We start from the raw sequence: 25,199 nt of genomic DNA on the forward strand, positions 1-25,199 counted from the left end.
ATTCCTATTTTTCGACCTTTAGTTTTATTGCTTCCTCAGCTAATTTAACGATCTCCTCAATATTCTTACCCTCCGTATCCAAAGGATCTAGCACTTCCCAGGTCATATGAAGAAATGGGGTTAATGGATACATGCCATATTGTACCATTTCATATGATCCTCTAATGGCAATAGGAACAACGAGTGCATTCGGATTTTTCTTTAGTAAAGTGGCAATTCCACCAACATGAAAGGCCTTCATTTTTCCGGTTTTCGATCTTGTTCCCTCTGGAAAAATAAACGCGGACCAGTTTTTGGTTTTCATATTATTGGCAAGTTTCAATATTTCAGCAATAGATTGTTTGGGGTCATTGCGATCTATATTTGCGGCACCACCATGTTTTAAGTTGAAGGAGATGCTAGGTATGCCACTGGCAAGTTCTATTTTAGAAATAAATTTCCCATGAAATCTACGCAAGAAATAGATCATTGGAGGAATATCAAAAGTACTTTGATGATTTGCTACAAAGACAATGGGTTGTCCTGTTGGAATATTTTTATTGTCGATAAATGTCACCCGATTAAATAGCGTGTAATAGCAGGCAACGAGGCAGGCATTTAATATATCTACACTCTTTTTATGTGCATTGTATCCACCCAGCTTTAAACATAACCACTGTATGGGGTGGAAAATAATTAGGGATAAACCAAAACAAAACCAAAATATAATAGATAGGAAATAGCCTAAAAACTTCTTCATAAACGTTATTTAATGATACAAATATATCATTAAGCAATGATTTTTGAAAAATATTGATTTTATAATCTTTTGTTTTAACATTATTAATATTATCTTTAATAATGTTAATGATGTTATTATTTAATGAAAAAAATACCGGTTGATTGCCCTTGTTGTGAAGCGAAGTTAAAAGTCGCTAAATTGGTGTGTGACTCCTGTGAAACCGAAGTTGTAGGTAAGTTTTCTTTACCTGTGTTGATGCAGCTTACTGTAGAGGAGCAAGAATTTGTTTTGAATTTTTTGATGCACTCAGGGAGTTTAAAAGAAATGGCAAATCAGATGGGCAAATCCTATCCGACGGTCCGTAATATTCTCGATGATCTGATTCGCAAATTGAAATCGCTTGATCATACAAACAATGGAAGCAGGAATAGAAGTATTTAGCAGTCTGGGCAATCGAATGATTGATAAACAAAGAATTATATCAAGATGAAAAATAATACGCTTTATACCGAAAGCCAATCTTTTTTTAGCTGGTGGCTCTGTCTGATCCTTTTATCTGTCAGTGTGGCCAGTTTTTCTGTGCATTGGCATGAGCTCTTGCGGTTGAATTTTGCTCCATTATTTCAATTACCGGGGTTTTGGATCAATTTGGTATTATGGGGATTGTTTGGCGTTCTACAATTAAGAACTACTATTCGTGAAGATGGAATTGAAGTCTATTTTTTTCCGTTTAATTTCTATCGTAAAAGGATGGGTTGGACAGATATTCGTGCTGTTGAAGTACGAAAATATAACCCGATTGGTGAGTTTGGTGGATGGGGTTTTCGGAGAGGGAAGAAAGGGCTGGCTTTTTCAGCTCGTGGTAATATGGGCTTACAACTTACATTGGAAACTGGTAAGGTATTACTTATTGGGACCCAAAATCCAGTAGAAATCGAAAAGTTGAGCTTATCTCAATTCTTAAAAAATGAAAGTTAAACAGATTTTTCAGAATCCATTTGCGGAATTGCCGGAGTGGAAACTATTCTTTGCTGGTGTTATCGGATTTTTGTTATCAAGCTATGTTATTTATTTATCGGGCCAGCAGTTTAATGGATTTATGCATTTCTATCAACCAGATATAGGGGTTTCCATATGGGCTGTCTTGGGCGTTCATGCCTGTATGGTTTTGGCTCCTTTTACATTTCTTTACGGTGCAGGGTTGTTATTAAACAGAAAGACCAGAATCATTGATGTCATGAATGTCGTTTTGATTATACCATTTCCGCTCTATCTTGCCTTATTTTTAGGGAAATTGTTAAACCAGGATAAATTCACGGATCAAGTATTAAAAGCAGTGCAAAACGGCGATCATACATTGGCCGGAGTTGATAAAACTGAGCTATTTTTATTTGGTATGTTTGGAATAATCAGTTTGTTATTGCTATTCTACCAATTCTATTTATTGGTTAAGGGTATGAATGTAGCCGTTAATAATAAGAAGATTGAAATCAGTATAGTATTTGTGGCATTATATTTTATATTGGATTTATGCATACAGTTTAATTTCTAGTAAAAAACGACAATGAGAAAATTTTTATATCTATTTATCATTTGTTTTCATTTTTCATGTACCCACGCGCAGACATTTGATGGCTCATGGAAGGGCGAGGTTGAGGTTTCGGGGCAGAAGCTGCTGCTGGTGTTCAACATTCAAAAAGATAGCACAGGGAAGTGGAATGGAACCTTTGAGAGTCCGATGCAAACAGCGCAGAAATTTGCAATCACTCAAATACGTATAGAGCACGATTCCATTTGGATGGACGTTAGGAATATAGGTCTTCTGTATGCTGGCTTTTTAGACCGGGATAAAGATGTTATGAAAGGAGTGATGAAACAAGGTCCTTTTGAATCTGCTATGATTTTGGTACGAAGCGAGAACGAACAGAGTGGGCTTTCTCGTAAGCAGGATGTTTTCCCCCCTTATAGCTATATGGAAGAGGAAGTTTCGTTTAGAAATAGTGCAGGCAATGCATTTCTGACGGGCTCTCTGACTTATCCTAAAAATGGAGGGCCATTTCCTGCGGTGGTATTAGTCAATGGTAGTGGTCAACAAAATAGAGATTCTGAGGTGTTTGGTCACAGGCCATTTAAGGTGCTTGCTGATCATCTTACGAAAAACGGTTTTGCCGTATTACGTTACGATGACAGGGGAGTAGGTGGCTCCAAAGGAGAAGTTAATTTAGCGACAACGATTGACTTCGCTTCTGATGCTAACGCTGCAGTTGATTTTCTAAGCAAAAAAGCTGTAGTTGATGTCGATAAAATCGGGATGATTGGCCATAGTGAGGGAGCGCTAATTGCCGAAATCGTGGCATCCGAGAATAGTAAAGTAAACTATATTGCACTCCTGTCTGGACCTGTGATCAAAGGAGATTCTTTGCTGATTTTACAAAGCGATGCTTTAGGAAAAGCGGGCGGATTATCTGAAGCTGCATTGCAGACCAATAAAGCAAATAATCGAAAATTGTATACTATTCTATTGAAAGACGAGCCACCAAAGGCGTTGGCCGAATCGTTGGAAAAAGAACTTATTCAGCAAAATAACGGGAATCCACTGTCTCCTGATATGAAAATTAAACTTAGTCCAATGATGAGCCCCTGGTTTAGAACGTTTCTTCGCATCGATCCAGCTTATTATCTGAAGCAGGTGAAAGTACCGATTTTCGCTTCCTTCGGCGGAAAGGATGTTCAAGTCCCGGCGAATGAAAACATCTATTGTCTGCAACACCTGCATTTAAACACCACCGACGTCATCATTAAGGATTATCCTAATTTGAATCACCTTTTTCAAAATGCGCAAACAGGAAAAATTGAAGAATATTTTGAAAACTCAGAGAGCTTTAATGAACAATTGATGGATGACCTTACGAAATGGCTTAAACTGAAGACAAATTGATTTAATCAACTGAATGCCGCGAATCTTAATATTTTTTCCGGATCAAATAAGCTTAAAGAAATCGGGACCATTTAATCGTACATTAAATGGTCCTGACTATATTAGATCAACCTGACTGTATTAGAACAAGGGATATCTCTTTGAAGTGCGCTATTCCAGTTAGGGTGTTGTATTGGCGACAGGAAGTATTTTCCCATTGAAATAGTGATGCCCATTTTGAGCGAAATCTGCAATATAGCGTCCCATTTCAAAGGCTAAAGTACCCGCTTCAACGCCTGGAAAAGCAGCTTCGAACATTTCAGTCTGTGCAGATCCTAAGGCTAGACAGTTCACTTTAATTCCCTTTTCCTTAAATTCCTCTGCTAAGCATTCTGTAAGCACTGCTAATGCAGCTTTGCTGGTTGAATATGCCGAAAGTCCGGGAAACTTCATGGATCCCTGAAATCCGCCCATACTGCTAATATTGACAATATGTGAGCCTGATTGCATCATGGGAACAACGTGTTGGATCATATTGACGTGTCCCATCACATTGGTTTGTAGCATTTCAGCAAAATCCTTTCCATCAGTTTCCATAAATGGCTTATTGATGAGTGCTCCAGCATTGTTAATCAAGATATCAACCTTATCAAATTTTGATTGGATGAAGGGAACAAGAGTAGCATAGTCATCGTAGACAATATCAAATTGGGCCGGATATAAAGTGCCACCATCATAATTTAGCTGACCGGCAATTTCATGAAGTTTTCTCAGTTTGTCCGCTGATCTAGCCAATGCAATTACTTTATTGTCCTTTTTAGAGGTCAAATCCAGTACGGCTTCAAATCCAACACCACTGCTTGCGCCTGTAATAATAATATTTGCCATGTTTATTCTTCTAGTTTTTGACTTTGTTCAACTTCTTCTGCTGAAGGTAATTTGTCCTCTCCAATTGCCTGCGGATGAAAGATAAAATAAATTCCCGAAAGAGCAACGAGAGCGGAAATAATATAAAATAATAAGGTGATCAAAACCGCATTGTGAGAGTCTACCTGGAATATGCCAGCTCCCCACATAATCACAAGTTCACGCATGCCCAATCCCCCAACAGAAAACGGAATGATTGAAACCAAAGAAGATGCAAGGAATAAAAATAGGTACGGAGAGAACTTACCGCTAAAACCTAAGGCATAAAGAATGAGAATTGCTGCGAGAACCTGCATTGATTGTACACCAATAGCCTTTAAATGTGCTCTTAGAAATGTTGCCTTGTATTCCTTAAAGAACTTGGTTACGATAAAGTAATAGAGAACGCTCCCTATAATAAATAATATGATGGTCAGATAGTTTGGAATCCCTAGCTGTGGCATATAGGTAACCAGCGCTGCAATGATTAGGCATAGTGCCCATAGTCCGCTTAATCTATCTAAAAATAAGGCTGTAAATAATTTTCGTCCTTTAATATTGAATCGTTTCCTGAGGAAGAATATCTTATAACCATCTCCCCCAACGCCACCTGGTAAAATGAGGTTGTAAAATAAGCCAAGTTGGTATAGTTTTAAATTATATTTTTCCGTAACATCCAGACCGATTGCCTTTAAAAAGGTCAATAAGCGCGAAGAGGAAATAAAAATAGAGATACTATAAGCAACTAGAGCAAAGAATAGATAGAGCGGATTGGAGTTGATTACCGCTTCTTTCAGATCCTTTAGAGATACCTTGCTGAATACCCAGTATAAGGCGCCCACAGTAACGACAATCTTTGCTATATTTTTGGCTATTTTTAGCCCTTTTTTTTTATCCATATAAATTATACATCCAATCTTGTTCGGCTGTAATTAGCTTTTTGGAGAATCCAAAGTTAGAAACTTTGGCGAATTGTGCAATTACACTTAAGCAATCGTTGGGTAAATTCTTGAATACAATAATATCAAATATAAAATACCAAAGATAGTAGCAAGAGAAAATAGCCAATTTAGGTCAATTCTGTTATATTTGTGCTTGAGCACAGCGATCATTAATCCAATGATGAAGCAAAATAACAAGATAGGAGCGATGAGAGCTATCTTGTTCGTAAAAGCAAGGCTGATTTGATTCAATTTGCTTTTTGCTTCCTGTCCTAAAAAAAGCGGATAAGAAGCAAAGGCCAATAAAATGATAAATAACCTTAACAGCGTTTTTGCGATTATTTTGCTTATGGTATGATTTTTGGCTGTAATTTTCATGTTTTGTGGATTAATTTACCCCAAAAATACAATTTGAAATTAAAATTTATAGATATGAATCGATTCGTTTTATCATTAGCAACTATTTTTGCTACGGTGACCTTATTTTCTTGTGGAGCACAAAAGCAAGGTACATCAACTGGAAATCCTTCTTCCAACACGAGTGCAGCTTCTGGTCCAAGCGCTTCGGATTGGAAATCCGCTGTAAAAGGTACATGGACGTTGAATACAATCGATAGAGAGAATTTACCTTCTTCATTCACGATTAAAAGTGTATTTGAAGAAGCTCCTGCAGAATGTTTCGTAGGTAGTACATGGAATTTTATTGGAAATGGTAAAGGATCTATTACTTTTAATGCGCAAGGAACTTTATGTGCTCCGGGTGCATCACGTGAGATCTTTTGGTCTATCTATAATCCTGGAAAAGGCTTAGGAGAACCTCAGTTTCAATTTAAAAAGATTTATGCAGGCGATAAAGCGAAGAACGTAACAACAGGTTACCGTTTGGATTTATCTTATTCGGATGGGAATAAATTAGTTATGCGTATGCCATTGACTGTTGCTAACGGAGAAGCCTATTTAGTGTTTAATTTTACGCGTTCGAACTAAACGTAAACGATAAAAGAAGAATAACAGAAAGCTATAGGAATTCCTATGGCTTTTTTTGTTTAAAATTTAATACTTTTACACTCCCAATTCATTATGATTTATTTGTGTCATAGGCTGCGGAATTTACCGATACAGTGAAAAAGCCAACTATGCATGATAATCTTATGAGCGTATAAGCTTATTTTAAGTATGAAAATGGGATATATACCTAACGATTTCGTCAGGTATTGCTTAATCTAGAGAGAAACATGGCTGAACAAAACACGAAAACTGCTTTAATAACAGGTATAACAGGACAAGATGGTGCCTATCTAGCAGAATTCCTATTGAAGAAAGGTTACAAAGTACACGGTTTAAAGCGTCGCAGTTCTTTATTCAATACAGATCGTATTGATCATCTTTATCAAGATCCCCATCTTGACAATAGAAATTTCACATTGCATTTTGGTGATTTGACGGATTCAACCAACTTAATCCGTATTATACAGGAAACACAGCCTGACGAAATTTACAATCTTGCGGCGCAATCTCACGTAAAAGTTAGTTTTGATACGCCGGAATATACTGCAAATGCCGATGGTATCGGTACATTGCGGATTCTTGAAGCAGTCAGATTATTGGGATTGATTGAGAAAACCCGTATCTATCAGGCTTCTACTTCCGAACTGTATGGATTGGTGCAAGCGGTTCCACAAAGTGAAACAACACCTTTTTATCCGCGAAGTCCTTATGCTGTAGCAAAAATGTACGGTTATTGGATTACTGTCAATTATCGTGAAGCCTATAAGATGTATGCTTGTAATGGAATTTTATTCAATCATGAGAGCCCTGTAAGGGGAGAGACTTTTGTGACACGTAAAATTACAAGGGCTGTAGCAAAAATTGCGCTAGGGCTGCAGGATAAATTATATCTTGGTAATTTGTCGGCACAACGCGACTGGGGGCATGCCAAAGATTATGTAGAAGCAATGTGGTTGATTCTACAACAAGAAACCGCAGAAGATTTTGTTATTGCTACAGGTGTGACAACAACTGTAAGGGACTTTGTTCGCATGGCTTTTGCAGAATTGGGAATCGAGATTGAGTTCAGTGGAAAGGGAGAGCAGGAGAAGGGGGTAATTATCGATATTGACGAGGAGCGCCTAGCCCAGTTAAATATTGATAAGTCGCTGATTAAATTCGGTCAGACTGTTGTCAAAGTTGATCCAGCATATTATAGGCCAACTGAAGTCGATTTACTAATTGGTGATCCGACTAAAGCAAATACAAAACTTGGATGGACGCCAAAATATGATCTTCAGATGCTGGTAACAGATATGGTACAATCCGATCTTCACCTGATGAGAAAGGAAGAATACTTAAAACAAGGCGGATTTGAGACCTTGAATTATTTTGAATAATTCATAATTGGTAATAAAAAATAAAACTGGAATAATTTTTGTTTAAACATTCAATAGTATAAATTTATAGATTTATACCTATGAATATGACAGTATATTATGATAAATTCAGAAGTTGTTTCGAGTAAGAAAGAAGAAGAGAAGAAGAAAGATTCTTCGAAGATTTACTTCTTTATCATTGCGATAGCAGCATTACTTGCAACGAATATATATTTTTATGTCAAGTTTAAGACCAATGGTGAAAAGGTCTATACACTTACAGTAGAAAAAGAAAATTTGCAGGTACAAATCGATCGTATTGAAGCTGAATTGGATAAAATTGATGTAGAAAATGTTCAATTGACTCCAGAGATGTCCGTGCAGAAGGATGATTCTAGAGCTGAGATCGCAGAGCTTCGTAAAAAACTTGAAAATAAGAGTATTACTGCGAAAGATATCGATGAAGCACAGCACAAGATCAATCAGCTTAAGAAGCAGGTGGATACTTATCGTGTAAATGTGCAACGGCTGATTCAGGAAAATCAGATTTTATCGAAGCAAAACTCCAACTTGAGCGAATCTGTTGTCGAAAAAGAAAAACAGATTACTTCATTAGTTACATCAAATTCGGATCTGAAAGAGAAGGTCGCGACTGCTTCAGCATTAAAGGTTTCAAGCATCAGTATAAATGGCCTTGAAGTCAAAAAGAATGGAAAGGAATTTGTAGAAGAACGTGCTAAAAAAATCGATAAGTTAAAAATCAACTTTACCATTGCTGATAATCCGTTGGCTAAAAGTGGAGAACGTGATATATATGTTAGAATTATCGATCCACAGGGAAATCTGGTCGTGCAAGGCGATAATATTTTCTATGTACATGGCGAGAAATTACAATATACTTTTAAACACAATATTTTATTTACCAACAAAGGTGAAGATTATATCGTCTATTGGGCAGCAGAAGAAGGATTCTCTAAAGGGGCCTATACGGTTTTGTTATATGAAGATAATGCAATCATGGGACGATCTACTGTTGTATTGCGTTAAAAATAGATACACTATAAACAAAAAAAGCTCTTTGCGGTCATGCAAAGAGCTTTTTTGTTTATAGTATACTGTTCTTGTTATACTGATCCTTAAAGCAAAATAATAAGGCTATCCATTAACTGGTTAGTTTTATAGCTATCAGTGTTTGAGTTATACCCTAATTGAACGCTATATTTTTATCTACATCAGTTGGTGTGACAGCTTCTTCTTTACACAAATGGAGTGGTAGGTCCTTATTTAGAGACACTGGAGATAGAGCGCATATAAGCTTTCCTCGATGTCTTATTTTTGTTGATTGCTATCTACACATATTAAGACTCTATCTGTTGCAAAGGAAGCAGTATATGGAAGGTTGTACCTTCGCCTTCTACAGTCTCAAAATAAATTTGCCCATTACTGGCTTCAATTGTTTTTTTGACAAGAACTAGCCCTAAACCATTTCCTGAACTCTTTGTCGTGAAATTAATCTGGAAAATTCTATCCTGCATCTCTTTGGGAATTCCATAACCATTGTCTTTGATGTCTATCTTGACAAATTTGTCTGAGTAGCGTTCAATGAAAATCTCGATCTTCATGTTTTTTCGCCCATAACCGCCTTCAATCGCATTTTTTATTAAGTTATTGAAGGTTCTCAATAATTCATTACCATCAGCCTTAACAATTAGGGTTTTGTGATCGGCATTGTTAATGAGACGAATACTTACATTTGGTGTATTGTTGTACAAGGAAATGGACTTTGTTACTTTTTCTACAATATTGATGTTTTCCATTACCGTATTTGGGAATTTTGCGAAGTGCGAAAATTCTGAGGCAATATGCGTCAATGCATCGATTTGTTCGATAAATGAAGTGGAGAATTTATTGAAGCGATCTGGAAATTTAGGGTCTTCATCTTTGTACGATCTACGGAGTTGCTGAATGCCTAATTTCATTGGGGTCAGCGGATTTTTGATTTCATGGGCTATTTGTTGAGCCATCTCGCGCCAAGTGGATTCTCGCTCAGTATCTTTGATTTTATTGGCATAGTCCTCAAGTTTTATGATCATGAGATTATATTCTTTGATCAATGTACCTATTTCATCATTTCGTTGCCAAAACAGAGGTTCGTTGGGTTGTCCCAGGCGTAGTTGTGAGATCTTCTTACTGATGATGCTCAATGGATTGGTGACACTGTTGGCCACAAATGTCGCATAAAAACCAAAGCCTATGATGATCAGCGAATAAATGTTCACTATTGTATTTAAAAGAAGATTCTTATTAATATTTTCTTCCTTCTGAAGCGAGAAGTTTGGTATACCTATATAAGCGAGTGTATTATAGTTTTTGTCCCTAATGGTTGCATAACTGGTCTCAAATTGAAAAGTTCCTATACGCTCATCTTCAATCGTCTCCGATTTTTTTAAGATAGAAAGATTCTTCAGTGCAGCTGGATTAATGAAAGTAGAGAAAAGTTCCAGATCGTAGATTCTACGTTGCGAGCTATAAAGCAACCTGCCTGATTTGGAATAAAGATTGAAGTCTTTGGAAATTGTTTCAGATAATGTCTTGAGCATGCTGATAAGCTGCGTCTCGGTGGATGTTTCATCTGTGTAGGTCAACATATTTTCCATCCGTTTGCCCAATTCGATAATAAAACGTTCCTTACTTGCTTTATTGTTGTTATAAAGTTGCTTGTTGATACTTATATACGAAATTACTGCAGATATGAGGATAGCTAGTATTACCGATGAGATAATGGAGGTTTGAATACGTGTAGAGTACTGTATTTTATTTACTATTTTGTAGAACTGATATTTTAAATTACGGAAAGTTAGCTTGGTATTCTTAAGAAAGATATAGAATGATTTTATGAAATGGAAAAACATGAAAATCATAAAAAATACCAGGAACAAAAATGAAGTAGTCGCTAGATAGTCCCAAAAAGAAGGTTTTTGTTTACTGATAACATATGTTGAGAATTTATTGGCAACATAAGCCATATGTAGGTATGCATCACGGTCCAGTACTTGAATATATTCTCCTGGAACACCTTTCAGCCCCCTTAAATTGTTCTCGTAGGTATATTTCCCAAACTGTGTTATTAAAGAACCTCCTTTATAGAGGGCTATCGAATAATCCCCTTTATTATAATATTGCGAATTGTTGATCCGCATATCGGTGAGGATTTCGGGATAGGGAACCGTATAACTAAAATCTTTATTGGAAAGATTGATGATGACATTGACAATCCTATTTTGGTCAATGGTGACAGGAATAATGGAGAAGTATTCATGCGTACCTAATTCCGCACTGGCACGGTAGAAGTTCTGCGTGACTTTTATCGACTTGTTGATTACCTTTTCTCGATATTCATTGATCTTATTCTGACTGGCTGGATTGAGCGGAATATTATTCTGATCATAATAATATGCTTTGAACTCGTACTTGGAAAGATAGCCACTAAAGTATTTTTTCTTGATAAAATCGTTGATCCCCTCGGTATTGGTATAGGGAAGGCTGATATTAAATAAGTGTTTTAATTCTTGATCGTTTGCTAAGCTACTTTCAATATCAGAGAATAATGAGACAGCATTGACATCATCTTCTGATTGTAGATTACTCAACAAGATTTTCATGTCGATTAAGTTCCGTTCCTGATAGAAACGTGCGTGCGTGATCGCACTTATGATTGCCCAAAGTATCAGTACAGCAATATAATTTGTTAATATATGTCTATCGAAATACTTCTCGCCAAATGATTTAATAAGGATGATCAGCGCGAGTAGCAAATTGACCAGGCTATTTTTCTCTATATAAAAGGAAATGATCAGGATGACAAAAATGACACATGCCAGTTGAATATTGAGCAGCTGCGTCGGTTTTAATTCTAATTTTTTAAGAAAAAATAGTACAAGATCAATGTAGATACTTAAAGCCAAAATACCCATGCCAACAATGCCTAGATCTACCCAACTTAAAAAATGTAAATCGACAAGTTTTGTGAAATCAAAATAGATGTTGTTGGAGTGTGTAATCAATGTACCAGCGATGTCATACAATAGACCGAACGATAGATATATACTTAGAATAAATCCGATTGCGATAGGAATTCTAAAGAGCCGGATGTTTTTTATTTTGTCAAAGTTGAGCTCTTTGCGAATTGAATAGATAAATAGAACCAACCATAGCACCAATATGGTGGTGGACATCACGGACCATATATTAGGGAAGAAGCGATTATAGGCGTAATTCCGTGAGTCGAAAATTGAAAATGTCGCATTTTCGGACAGCAGGTTCCACTTAAGATCGGCAAATTTGACAAGGCTAAATATCGACAATAGCAGTATCGCAGACCACCAGGCCCTTCCTGTCTTGGCCATATGTAAGCAGAGGCTATTGAAGAAGATCAGTAACGCGATCCAGGCAAGGAGCCAGCAGAAGAATTGCAAAATTGTATAGGCATTTTCATGCTCTCCATCTTTTAGCTTAACGGAGAACAGATAAGACCCCTCATTGCTATAGATATTTTTAATGGTGACCGTGTCTGTATAGGAGGCGATGTCAATATTTCTGGAGTCGAAGAAGTTTCTCCGCAAAGAGCTATTTAAATAGGGGTTGTTGTTATTTGTATAGCCTTTTACAATAATATAGGCGAGTATACTGATATTGCCAATTGTTTTTTTTCGAACAACGTAAGAACGGTTATCATCCTGAATAAAATTGGATTTTTCTGGAAATCCCTGATCTGTGATAGGCACGAATAGATGTGTGCTCCACATCTTCGGTTCATGGTCCTTAAAAAGAAATAGAAAAACCTTCTCGTTGGTTTTAAATTTTTCAAAAGCCTGATAAACTGCTATCGGATACTGATCGTAGTTTTTAAATGTTTTGAGCAGGAGTGAATCATTGAAAATACGATCGACTTTTTTTTTCTTGTTGCGCGATGTAGTCATTGAGTGATTTTGTATCAATGTCTAGTATTTCCTTATTGGTAACAGATTCTTTAATGGTGATAGCTGTTCCTATAAAGCATAAAGTCAAGATAAGTAAGAGTAGTCGAATTTTTATACCAGAATTCACGTTCATCAATTTACATTATTGTAAATATAAAAAAAAAGTCCTTGCTTTCTTAGGGCAAGGACTTTTATATTATTTTTCTGGATTGCTTATTTTCATGGGCCAGAAAGAATCTTCATTAGGTTTTCGTAGCTGTTGATGCTAGCGAAAACATGAAGGATTTACTATGCTAATTAAACGTGTGGCTCTTCTTGACGGAAGATTTTAGCAGTCAAATACTCACGGTTTAGACGAGCAATGTTTGTTAACTTGATACCAACAGGACATTCTGCTTCGCAAGCTCCCGTGTTGGTACAGTTACCGAAGCCTTCTGCATCCATTTGATCAACCATTGCCTGCGCACGTTCGTAACGCTCAGTTTGACCTTGAGGTAATAAGGCAAATTGAGAGACTTTTGCAGATACAAATAACATTGCAGAAGCATTTTTACATGCAGCAACACAAGCACCACAACCGATACATGTAGCCGATTCGAAAGCTTCATCAGCAATACGTTTGGGGATAGGAATCGTGTTGGCGTCAGGAACACCTCCTGTATTGATATTAACATATCCACCTGCTTGTTGAATGCGGTCAAAAGCCGTACGGTCTGTTGCAAGGTCTTTCAATACCGGGAATGCAGCAGCTCTCCAAGGTTCGATGACGATTGTCTGTCCATCGTGGAAGCTACGCATGTGCAATTGACATGTTGTGGTACCTTCTTTAGGACCGTGAGGGCGACCGTTGATTACTAATGAACACATCCCGCAGATACCTTCACGACAGTCGTGATCGAAATATACAGGATCTTCTCCTTTACGAGTCAATTCTTCATTGACAATATCAAGCATCTCTAAGAAAGACATATCATCAGCGATATCGTTTGCCTGATAAGTTACAAATTGACCTTTATCTTTATCATTTTTTTGACGCCAAACTTTCAGCGTTAAATTCATATGTTGTGCCATGATAATTTTCCTTCTTATTTATAACTTCTTTGTGTTAACTGAACGTTCTCGAATACCAAGTCTTCCTTGTGTAATTCCTCAGGTACATTGTCTCCTTTATATTCCCAGGCAGATACATAGGCGAATTCATCATCGTTACGTTTTGCTTCACCTTCTTCAGTTTGGCTTTCTAAACGGAAGTGACCACCACAAGACTCAGCGCGTTGCAATGCGTCAACAACCATTAACTCTCCTAACTCTAAGAAGTCAGCTACGCGACCAGCTTTTTCTAAAGAAAGATTTAATTCTTCGTTCTCTCCAAGTACTCTAACGTTTGTCCAGAATTCTTTTTTCAACTCTTGGATCAAACCTTGTGCTTTTTGTAATCCTTCAGCTGTACGAGCCATACCACAATATTCCCACATGATGAGACCTAGTTTTTTGTGGATATCATCAACAGTTTCTGTACCGTTTAAAGACAACAATTTGTTGATTTTGTCTTCAACTTCCTTACGTGTAGCTTCGAACGCTGGGTGGCTGTGATCTACTGGTGCGAATGAACCTAATTTAGCTAAGTAATCACCCACAGTGTAAGGGATCACGAAATAACCATCAGCAAGACCTTGCATCAATGCAGATGCACCTAAACGGTTTGCACCGTGGTCAGAGAAGTTACACTCACCTAAAGCATACAAACCTGGGATTGTAGTCATCAAGTTGTAGTCAACCCATACACCACCCATTGTATAGTGAACAGCAGGGTAGATACGCATTGGTTGTTTGTAAGGGTTTTCGTCAGTGATTTGGTAGTACATGTCAAATAAGTTACCATATTTAGCACGTACAGCGTCTTCGCCTAGACGACCGATCGCTTCTTTGAAATCCAAGAATACGGCGAAACCAGTTTTTCCAACACCGCGACCATCATCAACAGCTTCTTTTGCATTACGTGATGCTACGTCACGTGGTACCAAGTTACCGAATGAAGGGTATTTACGCTCCAAGAAATAGTCTCTGTCGTCTTCTTTGATATCATTGGCTTTGATCTCACCTTTACGTAATCTTTCTGCCATTTCTTGAGTTTTAGGAACCCATACACGGCCGTCATTACGTAAAGACTCTGACATCAATGTCAATTTAGATTGGTGATCTCCTGTTACCGGGATACACGTTGGGTGAATTTGAGTATAACAAGGGTTAGCAAAGTAAGCACCACGTTTGTGTGCTCTCCAAGCTGCTGTAACGTTACATCCCATTGCATTTGTAGACAAGAAGAATACGTTACCGTAACCACCAGTACACATCAATACTGCATGTGCAGCATGAGTTTCGATTTTACCGGAAACCAAGTCACGAGTTACGATACCTTTAGCATGACCATCGATCATAACCAAGTCTAACATCTCATGACGCGTATAAGATTTTACTTTTCCTTTTTTGATTTGACGGTTTAACGCTGAATAAGCGCCCAACAACAATTGTTGTCCCGTTTGACCGCGTGCATAGAAGGTACGGCTTACCTGAGCACCACCGAAAGAACGGTTGTCCAATAAACCACCATATTCACGTGCAAAAGGAACACCTTGCGCAACACATTGGTCGATGATGTTGACAGATACTTCTGCCAAACGGTAAACGTTTGCCTCACGTGAGCGGTAGTCACCACCTTTGATTGTATCGTAGAATAAACGGAAAACAGAGTCTCCGTCGTTTTGGTAGCTTTTTGCTGCGTTAATACCACCTTGTGCCGCAATAGAGTGCGCACGACGAGGTGAATCTTGGTAACAGAAGGTAATTACATTATATCCTAATTCGGCTAAAGATGCCGCTGCAGATGCACCAGCAAGACCTGTACCAACAACAATAACAGTAAATTTACGTTTGTTAGCAGGGTTAACCAACTTAAGATTAAATTTATGATTTGACCACTTTTGGGCTAATGGGCCCGCTGGTACTTTTGAATCTAACATATCTCTTAATTTTATATTGATCGATAAAGCCTGAGCTTTATCTTAAAAGATTCTGAATTATTTAAAGAAGAAAAACAATGGCATTATTGCAAAGCCAATTGGAATTAATACCCCAAATACCCAAACACCGATTGCTCTGATGATTCCAATATATCTTCTGTGGTTAAAACCTAAAGTTTGGAATGCAGATTGGAAACCATGAATTAAGTGGAATGCCAAAGCTGCCATCGCAATAACATACAAAGCTACCAATGCAACATTTTTGAATGCAAAGTCAACTTGCTTGTACAAATCTCTCGCTTTTAAGATTTGAACATTGTTTTCTACCGTTTCTTGGTAGTCGTGGAATTCAGAAGCTTGAAGTTCTCTCGCTGTGGTTTGTCCAGTTGCCAAATCAGTACGGTATTCGATGTACGGCACTTCATCATTGTGAAACTTCCACCAAAAATTAGACATGTGCGTAGCTAAGAATACTAAAATGACAGTACCTAAGATACCCATGTTGCGTGAATTCCACTTGCTGTTTGCTTGACCATCATATTTGGCATAACCAATAGGACGAGCGGCCTTGTTTTTCATCGACAATGTAATAGCGTAGATGACGTGAACAATTACCGAAGCATACAATAAGTAAGAAACAACTTTGATTGGTGTAAAGTGAGTCATAAAATAGGCGTACTTGTTGAACGCTAGACCCGCATCATCTTTAAATAATTGCAAGTTACCAACCAAGTGAACAACTAGGAATAAACATAGGAAGATTCCTGTTAAGCTCATGATTAGCTTCTTCCCAATCGAAGAACTGAAAACTGGCTTTGATTTACTCATTATCCTTGTAATTTAATTTGAATTAGGCAAATCTACTATTTGCTATTAAATATGATACCATTTTGACAAGAAAAAGCAATAATTTAGAACGGTTCTAAAGTTTATTGAAATAATAAGTCCGTTTTGAATAAAAACGGACTTTTAAACAGTATATGAACAAGCTTTAAAGAACTATAGGATACTGAATAATCTATAGCCTAAACCGATACTCCACATGTTGATTTTGGGATTTGCCTGGCTCTCGTTGTTGACTTTGTTTAAGCCCATTTCATATCTTACATCGACACGTAAGCTTGAAATGTCAGCACCTACACCAAATGCCCAAGACGTACCACTTTTTTTGTAGTTATTTGGGTTCAATTGGTCAATGACTTTATCTTGCTTGTCATCGACTTTAAATGAAAATATTGGGCCAGTTTGAATCCTTGCTCCAATCGGACCTAAACCAAAGCGTTTGCCTAATAATACCGGAACATCGACCGTTGTAAATTTTACATCTGTCGATTCGCCATTTTCTGCTTTCACTGTCGTGTTTTTACCTGTTAAGTAAACCTCAGGCTGAATATGGAATCCCAATACACCAACACGTCCATAAAGACCTGCTTGGTAGCCTGCTTTCGTGTCAGAATTGAAATATTTTCCATCGCTTTTAAGTTTAGAGAAGTTCAAGCCTCCTTTTACACCCACCTCAAACCCTGGCAAAAGCTGCGCCTGTGCCGTTGCTACGCTACCACAAATCAAAAGTAATGCTGGTAAAATCTTTTTCATAATCTTTTATTTATGTATATATTGTATCTTTAAACAAACTTTTACAGTTCAGTAAAGATATACAAATTTTATACCTAAATCTGAGTTATGCTGAAAATTAACGAAGAACAGTGGCAAGTAGCCAAAGAAAAACTCCGTCGCAAGTACAACCACTTAAGTGATGAAGATTTAGCTTTTCAAGCAGGAGAGGAAGATAAACTGATCAATAGATTGTCTTTACGTTTGGGACGGAAGCCTTCCTATGTTTTATTTACGATAGGTAAAGAGATTCAGGATATTAGTAGCAACCGATTATGAGTGATGCCATTAGTTGGAGCGATTTTGAGAAAGTGGATTTACGGGTAGGAACTATTTTAGAAGCAAAAGACTTTCCAAGAGCTAAAAAGCCAGCATATCAATTGAAACTTGATTTCGGCGATGAAATTGGTGTATTACAGAGTAGTGCCCAGATTACAGTACACTACAACAAAGAGGAGTTGATTGGGAAGCAAGTTGTCGCAGTTGTGAACTTTCCCAAAAAGCAGATCGCTAATTTCTTTTCTGAGTGTCTAGTGACCGGATTTCCGGACGAAAATGGAGATATTATTTTGACATCTGTCGACAAAAAATTACCAAATGGATCTAAACTTAGCTAAGTTTGTACCATGACATTTATAGATTTTGAAGGAACACAACTCATCGATAGTGACGAGTCGTTCATGCGTATGGCATTGAATGAAGCTAAGGTCGCTTACGAAGAGGGAGAGGTGCCGATTGGAGCGGTTATTGTTCATCGAGGACGTGTTATAGGGAAAGGTCATAATTTGACGCAGCGATTGAATGATGTAACAGCTCACGCGGAGATGCAGGCTTTTACAGCAGCAGCAAATTACCTTGGGGGCAAATACCTGGATGAATGTACATTATATGTTACTATTGAGCCTTGTATTATGTGTGCCGGTGCAGCCTATTGGACACATATTGGTAAAATAGTCTATGGAGCCAAAGATGAAAAACGTGGCTATTCTCATTTTCACGATAAAATATTACACCCCAAAACTGTCATTACACATGGCGTTTTGCAGGACGAATGTGCGGATTTGGTAAAATCATTTTTTCGTCAAAAACGGTAGAGAAATATTGGATTTATTGTAACACATAAAAACATAACGGTGTATATTGTGTTATATTTGTATGTATAAACGAAGTAATAAACATTTAAATTAAAATAGATATGGCATTTGAATTAGAAGCGTTACCATACGCAGCCGACGCATTGGAACCACATATTGACAAAACTACAATGGAAATCCACCACGACAGACACCATCAGGCATATGTGGATAACTTAAATAAAGCAATCGCAGGAACAGACGCAGAAAACTTATCCCTATTGGATATTGTTAAAAATGTAAGTAAATACAGCGCAGCAGTACGTAACAATGGTGGTGGTCACTATAACCACTCTTTGTTTTGGAAGGTTTTAGGCCCAAATGCAGGTGGAGCTCCAACAGGTGAATTAGCCGAAGCAATCAATGCTACATTTGGTTCATTTGATGAGTTGAAAAAACAACTTCAAGCTGCTGGTGCAACTCGTTTTGGCTCAGGATGGGCTTGGTTAATCGTTGGTGCTGATGGTAAATTGGCCGTAACTTCTACACCAAACCAAGACAATCCATTGATGGATGTTGCTGAAGTAAAAGGAACTCCTATTTTAGGTATCGACGTTTGGGAGCACGCTTATTACTTGAAATTCCAAAATAAACGTCCGGCGTATTTAGAAGAAATTTTTAATGTTATCAATTGGGATGCCGTAGCTGAAAATTATGCTGCAGCAAAATAATTGATCATTTGATAGCGCAATAGAAAAGCGACAATAATAATTTATTGTCGCTTTTCTATTTTATAAACAAAATCTAGTGGGTATTTGTTTATAGGGCATGAATTTAACTCCAATAGTTCAGGGAAGATAAACGGAAAGAAGAAGGGTAATTATTTATGAGAAATATTCTGATACTTTTAACAGCACTTTTTGTATTGAACTCCTGCCAGGGGCAGCAGCAAGGGCTTCGGGTAAAGAAACCTGATTTCACCAAATTGCCTGAAAAAAATACGGCGAGTTTGGATACCGCAACATTTGCTGCAGGATGTTTTTGGTGTACTGAGGCACAATTTAAAGAGTTAAAGGGTGTTGTACATGTTATTTCAGGATATACTGGCGGATGGGTAGCAAATCCAAGTTATGCACAGGTTTGTACCGGAAGTACAGGGCACGCGGAAGCAACCAATATTATTTTTGATCCAAAAGTGATCAGCTACGACAAACTATTGGAGGCCTTTTTTGTAGCGCACGATCCAACGGAGCTCAATCGTCAAGGGAATGATGTTGGCACCCAATATCGTTCAGCTATTTTTGTGCACAATAAAGAGCAGCTTGATAAGACGCAATATTATCTTTCGGCGTTAGAGAAGGAGCATGTTTTCAATAAACCTATTGTAACAGAAGTAGTTCCGGCAACAGTATTTTATCCGGCAGAAGACTATCATCAAGATTATTATAGATTAAATGGAAAAGAGCCATACTGCCAATTGGTGATTAAACCGAAATTGGAAAAATTTAAACGTATCTTTTCCAAGGTGCTCAAAGAGGGACAGTAACTTTGGGTATTCATAAAATTTGAGGTAATTTTACTTCTATTAACGCTATTTAGTGTCATGCTAACAAGTTGAAACCATGGTTTCTGATGCAAATAATGGAATGAACGAACTTGATCGCTTCATGATTCCTAAATAGTATTTTTTGGATGAATAATTAATAATTGTAATATGTCTAAAGGATTTTTTACAGTTCCTGTTCCTACCAATGAACCGGTGTACACATACGCTGTCGGAACGAAAGAACGTAAATTGTTGAAAGCAGCAATTGATGAGGCACGTTCGAAACAAATCGATATCCCAATGTATATTGGTGGTAAAGAAATCACTACTTCTAAAAAAGTAAACCTAGCTCCTCCACATGACCACCAACATATTTTAGGTCAATACAATCAAGGCGATAAATCTCACGTAACAGATGCAATCAATGCAGCTTTAGCGGCAAAAAAGGATTGGGAAAACCTTACTTGGGAAGATCGTGCTGCGATATTCTTAAAAGCTGCTGAATTGATTTCGGGAAAATACCGTTATGAATTGAATGCTGCTACGATGTTGGGGCAATCGAAAAACCCATATCAGGCAGAAATTGATTCGGCATGTGAGATTGTGGATTTCTTGCGTTTCAATGTACAATACATGAGCGAAATCTATAAACAACAACCCCCTATATCGGGTAAAGGTGTTTGGAACCGTGTAGAACAACGTCCTCTTGAAGGTTTTGTATTTGCATTGACTCCATTCAATTTTACAGCTATTGCGGGTAATCTACCTTCCTGTGTTGCAATGATGGGTAATGTTGTGGTATGGAAACCATCCAATACCCAAATTTATTCAGCAAATGTATTGATGAAAATTTTCCGTGAAGCGGGTCTTCCCGATGGTGTAATCAACTTGGTGTATGTTTCAGGTCCTGATGCAGGTGACGTAATTTTCCAACACCCAGATTTCGCAGGTATCCACTTCACTGGTTCAACAGGAGTATTTCAGGATATCTGGAAGACGATCGGTAACAATATCCACCGTTATAAAACGTATCCACGTATCGTCGGTGAGACTGGTGGTAAGGATTTTATCGTTGTACACCCTTCGGCCGATTTAAAAGCTGCAAATACAGCTTTGGTTCGTGGTGCTTTCGAATACCAAGGTCAAAAATGTTCTGCGGCATCGCGTGCATACATTCCTAAATCCTTGTGGCCTGCATTGAAAGAATCTATGACGACTGACGTAAAATCTTTTACAATCGGTGGAACAGAAGATTTTACAAACTTTTTCAATGCTGTAATTGATGAGAAGTCATTTGATAAATTAGCGAAGTATATCGACAGAGCTAAAGAATCTAATGACGCAGAAATTGTAGTTGGTGGTACATACGATAAATCTAAAGGATATTTCATTCATCCAACAATCATTGAGGCTTCAAAACCGGATTACGAGACAATGGTTGAGGAATTGTTTGGACCTGTCTTGACCGTATATGTTTACGAGGATGCTAAGTTTGAAGAAACCTTAGATATTGTTGATACAACATCTATTTATGCCTTGACTGGATCAATCATTGCGCAAGATCGCTATGCCATTAATTTAGCAACAGATAAATTAAGACATGCCGCTGGTAACTTCTACGTGAATGATAAGTGTACAGGTGCTGTCGTAGGTCAACAACCGTTTGGTGGTGCTAGAGGCTCGGGTACAAACGACAAAGCGGGATCAATGATCAATTTGCTTCGTTGGGTGTCTCCTCGTACAATCAAAGAAACATTTAATCCAGATACAGATTATAGATACCCTTTCTTGGAAAAGGGAGAATAAGGAAGCTCGCATAGCAGCTTTCTTCAATCAAAATAGAAAAGGGCGCTTATTAAGCGCCCTTTTCTATTTCTTAAATAATCCCAGTTCTGTGCCATCGTCTCTAGTCATCCGTATGTTCAATGACTTGTTGTTCCCGGCTACATCGATGATAGTTCTTTTCCCAACTTTTGGACCTCCCCCTATAAATACAGGATAATTGTGGTCTTTATCTGCAGGGTAGTAGCCATATTGATGTGTATGACCAGAGATCATGGCATCAATTTTATATTTCTGAAACAAGGGATGGAAACATGCTCTGTTATTCAAGGTACCATGCCAGTCATCCGAATGAAAAATCGGTATATGGCTAATGACAACAGTGTGCTGTGCACTCTTTCTTTCCTTGGATTGTAGAACCTTTTCCAGCCATTGAGCCTGTTCTTTTCTGTAGTTATCATAATCGACTGTTCCGGCGTATACCTCATGATTGTCAGGCTTGTCTTCGCCACTGTCCAGCATGATCCAAAAAATAGGACCTCTTTTAAAGGCTTGGTAATACTTGTTGTCAGGATAACCAAAATATCTTTTGAAATTACGTGCGAAGGATCCCCTTGTCTCATGGTTTCCCCGATTCATAATGAATGGTTTTCCTGTCGCAAAAAATTCAATTGGCTTTAGTAGTTTCTCCGTAATATCTTGCTGATTGGTGACATAATGAAAGGAATCACCATTCAGTACAAAAAAATCGTAGGGTGAAATATCCTGATGCGGAATAAGGTCACGATAACTGCTTTTTTCCTCATGTACATCGTTATAGACAAGACAGCGAATCTGTTCTTGATTGTTCTTGGCTAATTTGGCCTCGAAAATAGGGGTTTCTATTTCTTGGCCGTATACGATTTTATAAGGATCGAATTTTTGCACTTCCTTCGCTTTGATGCGATAACGAAATGAACGCGGTGCGTCTTCAATTGTAAAATGAAAAAAATCAGTATTGGCATTGATCATCCCATCTTCGGATTGGTAGATCTTTTTTTGGACATTCCCTCCATTGTCCAGTATCTCGAGCCAAGCAAAGGCATCTTTGCTCAAAATCGTAAAAATACTGATTCCTGTTTCGGTTTGATTTTGTAGATAGGCAGGTACGACAAAACTGAACTCGCTTTCTGCCTCATTTGCGTCTTTTTCTTGCGCGACGCTTATATTAGGTAATGTAATCCCGGCCAGAGCCAGGGATTCTAAGAATCTTCTTCTGTTAAAATTCATATTTAAGATCACAAGTGGTTATTTAATGTTTATCTCGACATATAATGGCCGATGATCACTCGCATATTGTTCGTTCAGAATACGGTGGTTGGAGAACTTTGCGGCAGATGGTGTATTGATCATGATATAGTCGATTTCAGTAGTGGGTTTATCTTGAGGAAACGTAAATCCGTTAGCAATGCTGCTTTTTGTGAATATTTTGCTAAGTTCAGTAATCGCTGGATCATTGGGTTCTGAGTTTAAATCACCGACAAGGATAGTGGGTAACTTTTCGTTTTTGAAACGCTTGGTGATGAATTTTGCCTGTTCGATTTTGTTTTTGTCTTTCAGGTCAAGGTGTGTATTTGCAAATAAGATTTTCCTTTTGTGTATCGTGACTTCTATTACAGATAAACTACGTGTTTCGCTTTGCACAGGGGAAGGTAGAAAGTGTTTCTCTACACGTTCAATTGGATTTTTTGATAAGATGGCGGTACCATATTCACCTTTATCCAGGTCTATCCCTTTGGAAAAGATATAGTGCATGCCTGTTAATTCGGCTAATTTTTTGGCTTGATTTTCAAAGTATGATCTACCGAGATTGACATCGATTTCCTGAAGACCTACGAGGTCAGCTTTTGAATTTTTAATAATTTTGGCAATTGTGTCAAGGTTGACAACTGATTCTTTTTCGGTGGGTGGGTTTCCGTGGTGGATATTAAAGGAGAGTATGCGTATCGTTTGTGCATGTAGATGAAATACTGAGCCTAGCAGTATTAAAAGAAATAGAATTAGTTTACGATTCATTGTTTATATTAAGTTTAGCATTGGATGTCAGGCGTTTTTGGCTCGACCTGCTAAAATTAATAAAATCTATTAGTACAAATTGAAAACTTTGGACATGTAACAAAATAATCATCTAAGCACTTGAATTTTCGCAAAAAAAATAGCCATCCTAAACAGGATGGCTACCTACATTATACTAATTTTTACAGCAACTAGTCTTCGTTTTCCTCGATGTTAAGCATTGGATCTTCTCCTGTCACTTCAGCTCGGATTTTAGCTTCAAGTTCGTCCATTAAATCCGGATTGTCGAATAATAAGGCTTTAACAGCATCTCGACCTTGTCCTAATTTGGTCTCACCATAGCTAAACCAAGAGCCTGCTTTTTTAATAATACCATATTCAACACCTAGATCAATGATTTCACCTACTTTAGAGATACCTTCACCAAAGATGATATCAAATTCCGCTATGCGGAACGGAGGGGCAACTTTATTTTTTACAATCTTCACTTTTACGCGGTTACCCGATACTTCATCAGAATCTTTGATTTGTGATGTGCGACGGATATCTAAACGTACAGAAGCGTAGAATTTTAATGCATTACCACCAGTTGTTGTTTCTGGGTTGCCAAACATCACACCAATTTTTTCACGCAATTGGTTGATGAAAATACAACAACAGTTTGTTTTTGAAATTGTACCTGTCAACTTACGTAAAGCTTGTGACATCAAACGAGCTTGAAGCCCCATTTTAGAATCACCCATTTCGCCTTCGATCTCACCTTTTGGCACCAAAGCGGCAACGGAGTCAATAACAATAACGTCGATTGCACCAGAACGGATTAGGTTATCAGCAATTTCTAAACCTTGCTCACCATTATCTGGTTGAGAAATCAATAAATTTTCTACATCTACGCCTAATTTTTGAGCGTAATATTTATCAAAAGCATGCTCAGCATCAATGATTGCTGCAATACCGCCTTTTTTTTGTGCTTCGGCAACAATGTGAGTTGCTAAGGTAGTTTTACCTGAAGATTCAGGTCCATATATTTCAATGATACGGCCTTTTGGTACACCGCCAATTCCTAAGGCGATATCCAAGCCTAGAGATCCTGTAGAAATAGCTTCGATCGGCTCAACAGCAGTATCACCTAATTTCATAATTGAACCTTTTCCAAAGTTCTTTTCCAATTTATCTAACGTCAGCTGTAAAGCTTTTAGTTTATCTGTGTTGCTCATATTTTTAGTATATATTTCTCAAAATTAAAAATTAAAAATCATAAACCAAATATTTTCACTAA

The 25,199-nt window shown here is 37.7% G+C and carries 25 protein-coding genes; 13 read left to right on the forward strand and 12 right to left on the reverse strand.

From position 1 onward, the window contains the following. Nucleotides 1–4: 4 nt before the first annotated feature. Nucleotides 5–739: a lysophospholipid acyltransferase family protein gene (locus BV902_RS04155; RefSeq protein ID WP_075990885.1), complete on the reverse strand. Its 735-nt coding sequence runs from the start codon at nucleotides 737–739 to the stop codon at nucleotides 5–7. Between the two features lie 123 nt (nucleotides 740–862). Here BV902_RS04155 and BV902_RS04160 point away from each other — a divergent pair, with 123 nt between their 5' ends. Genes BV902_RS04160 through BV902_RS04175 form a run of 4 tightly spaced genes read left to right on the forward strand, consistent with a single transcriptional unit; the run spans nucleotide 863 to nucleotide 3,659 of the window. Then, nucleotides 863–1,162 carry a DUF2089 family protein gene (locus BV902_RS04160; RefSeq protein WP_075990886.1) on the forward strand — a complete coding sequence of 100 codons (300 nt, stop codon included), beginning with the start codon at nucleotides 863–865 and terminating at the stop codon, nucleotides 1,160–1,162. A 45-nt stretch (nucleotides 1,163–1,207) separates the two neighbouring features. Beyond that, nucleotides 1,208–1,699 carry a hypothetical protein gene (locus BV902_RS04165; protein WP_075990887.1) on the forward strand — a complete coding sequence of 164 codons (492 nt, stop codon included), beginning with the start codon at nucleotides 1,208–1,210 and terminating at the stop codon, nucleotides 1,697–1,699. Beyond that, nucleotides 1,689–2,273 (forward strand): hypothetical protein, encoded by a 585-nt coding sequence (locus BV902_RS04170; RefSeq protein WP_075990888.1) that lies wholly within the window; start codon nucleotides 1,689–1,691, stop codon nucleotides 2,271–2,273. Before BV902_RS04165 ends, BV902_RS04170 begins: the two co-directional genes overlap by 11 nt. Before the next feature lie 12 nt (nucleotides 2,274–2,285). Further along, entirely contained in the window at nucleotides 2,286–3,659 is a 1,374-nt protein-coding gene (locus tag BV902_RS04175; protein WP_075990889.1) for an alpha/beta hydrolase family protein, read from the forward strand. Nucleotides 3,660–3,818: 159 nt separating this feature from the next. On the opposite strand, the gene BV902_RS04180 is transcribed toward BV902_RS04175, so the two are convergent. The 3 genes from BV902_RS04180 to BV902_RS04190 all read right to left on the reverse strand — a co-directional run bounded on the left by BV902_RS04180 (nucleotide 3,819) and on the right by BV902_RS04190 (nucleotide 5,863). Next, nucleotides 3,819–4,526, reverse strand: a complete 708-nt coding sequence (locus tag BV902_RS04180) for an SDR family NAD(P)-dependent oxidoreductase (protein WP_075990890.1) — start codon at nucleotides 4,524–4,526, stop codon at nucleotides 3,819–3,821. A gap of 2 nt (nucleotides 4,527–4,528) precedes the next feature. Further along, complete coding sequence (locus tag BV902_RS04185; protein ID WP_075990891.1) at nucleotides 4,529–5,443, reverse strand: lysylphosphatidylglycerol synthase transmembrane domain-containing protein; 915 nt, start codon at nucleotides 5,441–5,443, stop codon at nucleotides 4,529–4,531. An 87-nt stretch (nucleotides 5,444–5,530) separates the two neighbouring features. Next, the gene (locus tag BV902_RS04190) at nucleotides 5,531–5,863 is read right to left on the reverse strand and encodes a hypothetical protein (protein ID WP_046674904.1); all 333 of its coding nucleotides are present in this window, start codon (nucleotides 5,861–5,863) and stop codon (nucleotides 5,531–5,533) included. A 54-nt stretch (nucleotides 5,864–5,917) separates the two neighbouring features. Here BV902_RS04190 and BV902_RS04195 point away from each other — a divergent pair, with 54 nt between their 5' ends. The 3 genes from BV902_RS04195 (at nucleotide 5,918) to BV902_RS04205 (ending at nucleotide 8,898) form a co-directional block, all read left to right on the forward strand. Continuing rightward, nucleotides 5,918–6,472 carry a lipocalin family protein gene (locus BV902_RS04195; RefSeq protein ID WP_075994619.1) on the forward strand — a complete coding sequence of 185 codons (555 nt, stop codon included), beginning with the start codon at nucleotides 5,918–5,920 and terminating at the stop codon, nucleotides 6,470–6,472. A 248-nt stretch (nucleotides 6,473–6,720) separates the two neighbouring features. After that, complete coding sequence (gmd, locus tag BV902_RS04200; protein WP_075990892.1) at nucleotides 6,721–7,872, forward strand: GDP-mannose 4,6-dehydratase; 1,152 nt, start codon at nucleotides 6,721–6,723, stop codon at nucleotides 7,870–7,872. A 99-nt stretch (nucleotides 7,873–7,971) separates the two neighbouring features. Further along, nucleotides 7,972–8,898, forward strand: coding sequence for a hypothetical protein (locus BV902_RS04205; RefSeq protein WP_157625880.1), 927 nt, complete (start codon nucleotides 7,972–7,974; stop codon nucleotides 8,896–8,898). A 311-nt stretch (nucleotides 8,899–9,209) separates the two neighbouring features. Here the strand turns inward: BV902_RS04205 and BV902_RS04210 are convergent, their stop codons facing one another. The 5 genes from BV902_RS04210 to BV902_RS04230 form a co-directional block, all read right to left on the reverse strand. Continuing rightward, nucleotides 9,210–12,830, reverse strand: a complete 3,621-nt coding sequence (locus BV902_RS04210) for an ATP-binding protein (protein WP_083663471.1) — start codon at nucleotides 12,828–12,830, stop codon at nucleotides 9,210–9,212. A 297-nt stretch (nucleotides 12,831–13,127) separates the two neighbouring features. After that, nucleotides 13,128–13,901, reverse strand: coding sequence for a succinate dehydrogenase/fumarate reductase iron-sulfur subunit (locus BV902_RS04215; RefSeq protein WP_172840644.1), 774 nt, complete (start codon nucleotides 13,899–13,901; stop codon nucleotides 13,128–13,130). Between the two features lie 14 nt (nucleotides 13,902–13,915). Beyond that, nucleotides 13,916–15,850 (reverse strand): fumarate reductase/succinate dehydrogenase flavoprotein subunit, encoded by a 1,935-nt coding sequence (locus BV902_RS04220; RefSeq protein WP_075990894.1) that lies wholly within the window; start codon nucleotides 15,848–15,850, stop codon nucleotides 13,916–13,918. 57 nt (nucleotides 15,851–15,907) lie between these two features. Next, on the reverse strand, nucleotides 15,908–16,678 hold the full coding sequence (locus tag BV902_RS04225; protein WP_046674909.1) for a succinate dehydrogenase cytochrome b subunit: 771 nt from the start codon (nucleotides 16,676–16,678) through the stop codon (nucleotides 15,908–15,910). Nucleotides 16,679–16,849: 171 nt separating this feature from the next. Beyond that, nucleotides 16,850–17,446 carry a porin family protein gene (locus BV902_RS04230; RefSeq protein WP_075990895.1) on the reverse strand — a complete coding sequence of 199 codons (597 nt, stop codon included), beginning with the start codon at nucleotides 17,444–17,446 and terminating at the stop codon, nucleotides 16,850–16,852. An 87-nt stretch (nucleotides 17,447–17,533) separates the two neighbouring features. Here BV902_RS04230 and BV902_RS04235 point away from each other — a divergent pair, with 87 nt between their 5' ends. From BV902_RS04235 to pruA, 6 genes are all read left to right on the forward strand, one after another. Then, complete coding sequence (locus BV902_RS04235) at nucleotides 17,534–17,743, forward strand: hypothetical protein (protein WP_070561956.1); 210 nt, start codon at nucleotides 17,534–17,536, stop codon at nucleotides 17,741–17,743. Beyond that, nucleotides 17,740–18,081 carry a tRNA-binding protein gene (locus tag BV902_RS04240; protein WP_075990896.1) on the forward strand — a complete coding sequence of 114 codons (342 nt, stop codon included), beginning with the start codon at nucleotides 17,740–17,742 and terminating at the stop codon, nucleotides 18,079–18,081. The genes BV902_RS04235 and BV902_RS04240 overlap by 4 nt, the downstream gene beginning before the upstream one ends. A 9-nt stretch (nucleotides 18,082–18,090) precedes the next feature. Then, entirely contained in the window at nucleotides 18,091–18,558 is a 468-nt protein-coding gene (locus BV902_RS04245; protein WP_075990897.1) for a nucleoside deaminase, read from the forward strand. Between the two features lie 101 nt (nucleotides 18,559–18,659). Further along, complete coding sequence (locus BV902_RS04250; RefSeq protein WP_075990898.1) at nucleotides 18,660–19,268, forward strand: superoxide dismutase; 609 nt, start codon at nucleotides 18,660–18,662, stop codon at nucleotides 19,266–19,268. A 155-nt stretch (nucleotides 19,269–19,423) separates the two neighbouring features. After that, nucleotides 19,424–20,083 (forward strand): peptide-methionine (S)-S-oxide reductase MsrA, encoded by a 660-nt coding sequence (msrA, locus tag BV902_RS04255; protein WP_075990899.1) that lies wholly within the window; start codon nucleotides 19,424–19,426, stop codon nucleotides 20,081–20,083. 168 nt (nucleotides 20,084–20,251) lie between these two features. Beyond that, on the forward strand, nucleotides 20,252–21,889 hold the full coding sequence (gene pruA / locus BV902_RS04260) for an L-glutamate gamma-semialdehyde dehydrogenase (RefSeq protein WP_075990900.1): 1,638 nt from the start codon (nucleotides 20,252–20,254) through the stop codon (nucleotides 21,887–21,889). Between the two features lie 63 nt (nucleotides 21,890–21,952). Here the strand turns inward: pruA and BV902_RS04265 are convergent, their stop codons facing one another. The 3 genes from BV902_RS04265 to recA form a co-directional block, all read right to left on the reverse strand. After that, nucleotides 21,953–23,134: a metallophosphoesterase family protein gene (locus tag BV902_RS04265; RefSeq protein ID WP_083663473.1), complete on the reverse strand. Its 1,182-nt coding sequence runs from the start codon at nucleotides 23,132–23,134 to the stop codon at nucleotides 21,953–21,955. Between the two features lie 18 nt (nucleotides 23,135–23,152). Continuing rightward, complete coding sequence (locus tag BV902_RS04270) at nucleotides 23,153–23,920, reverse strand: endonuclease/exonuclease/phosphatase family protein (protein ID WP_075990901.1); 768 nt, start codon at nucleotides 23,918–23,920, stop codon at nucleotides 23,153–23,155. A gap of 191 nt (nucleotides 23,921–24,111) precedes the next feature. Further along, entirely contained in the window at nucleotides 24,112–25,137 is a 1,026-nt protein-coding gene (recA, locus tag BV902_RS04275) for a recombinase RecA (protein ID WP_046674918.1), read from the reverse strand. Nucleotides 25,138–25,199: the final 62 nt, after the last annotated feature.

This window comes from Sphingobacterium sp. B29, from assembly GCF_001952815.1.
Classification (GTDB): Bacteria; Bacteroidota; Bacteroidia; order Sphingobacteriales; family Sphingobacteriaceae; genus Sphingobacterium; species Sphingobacterium siyangense.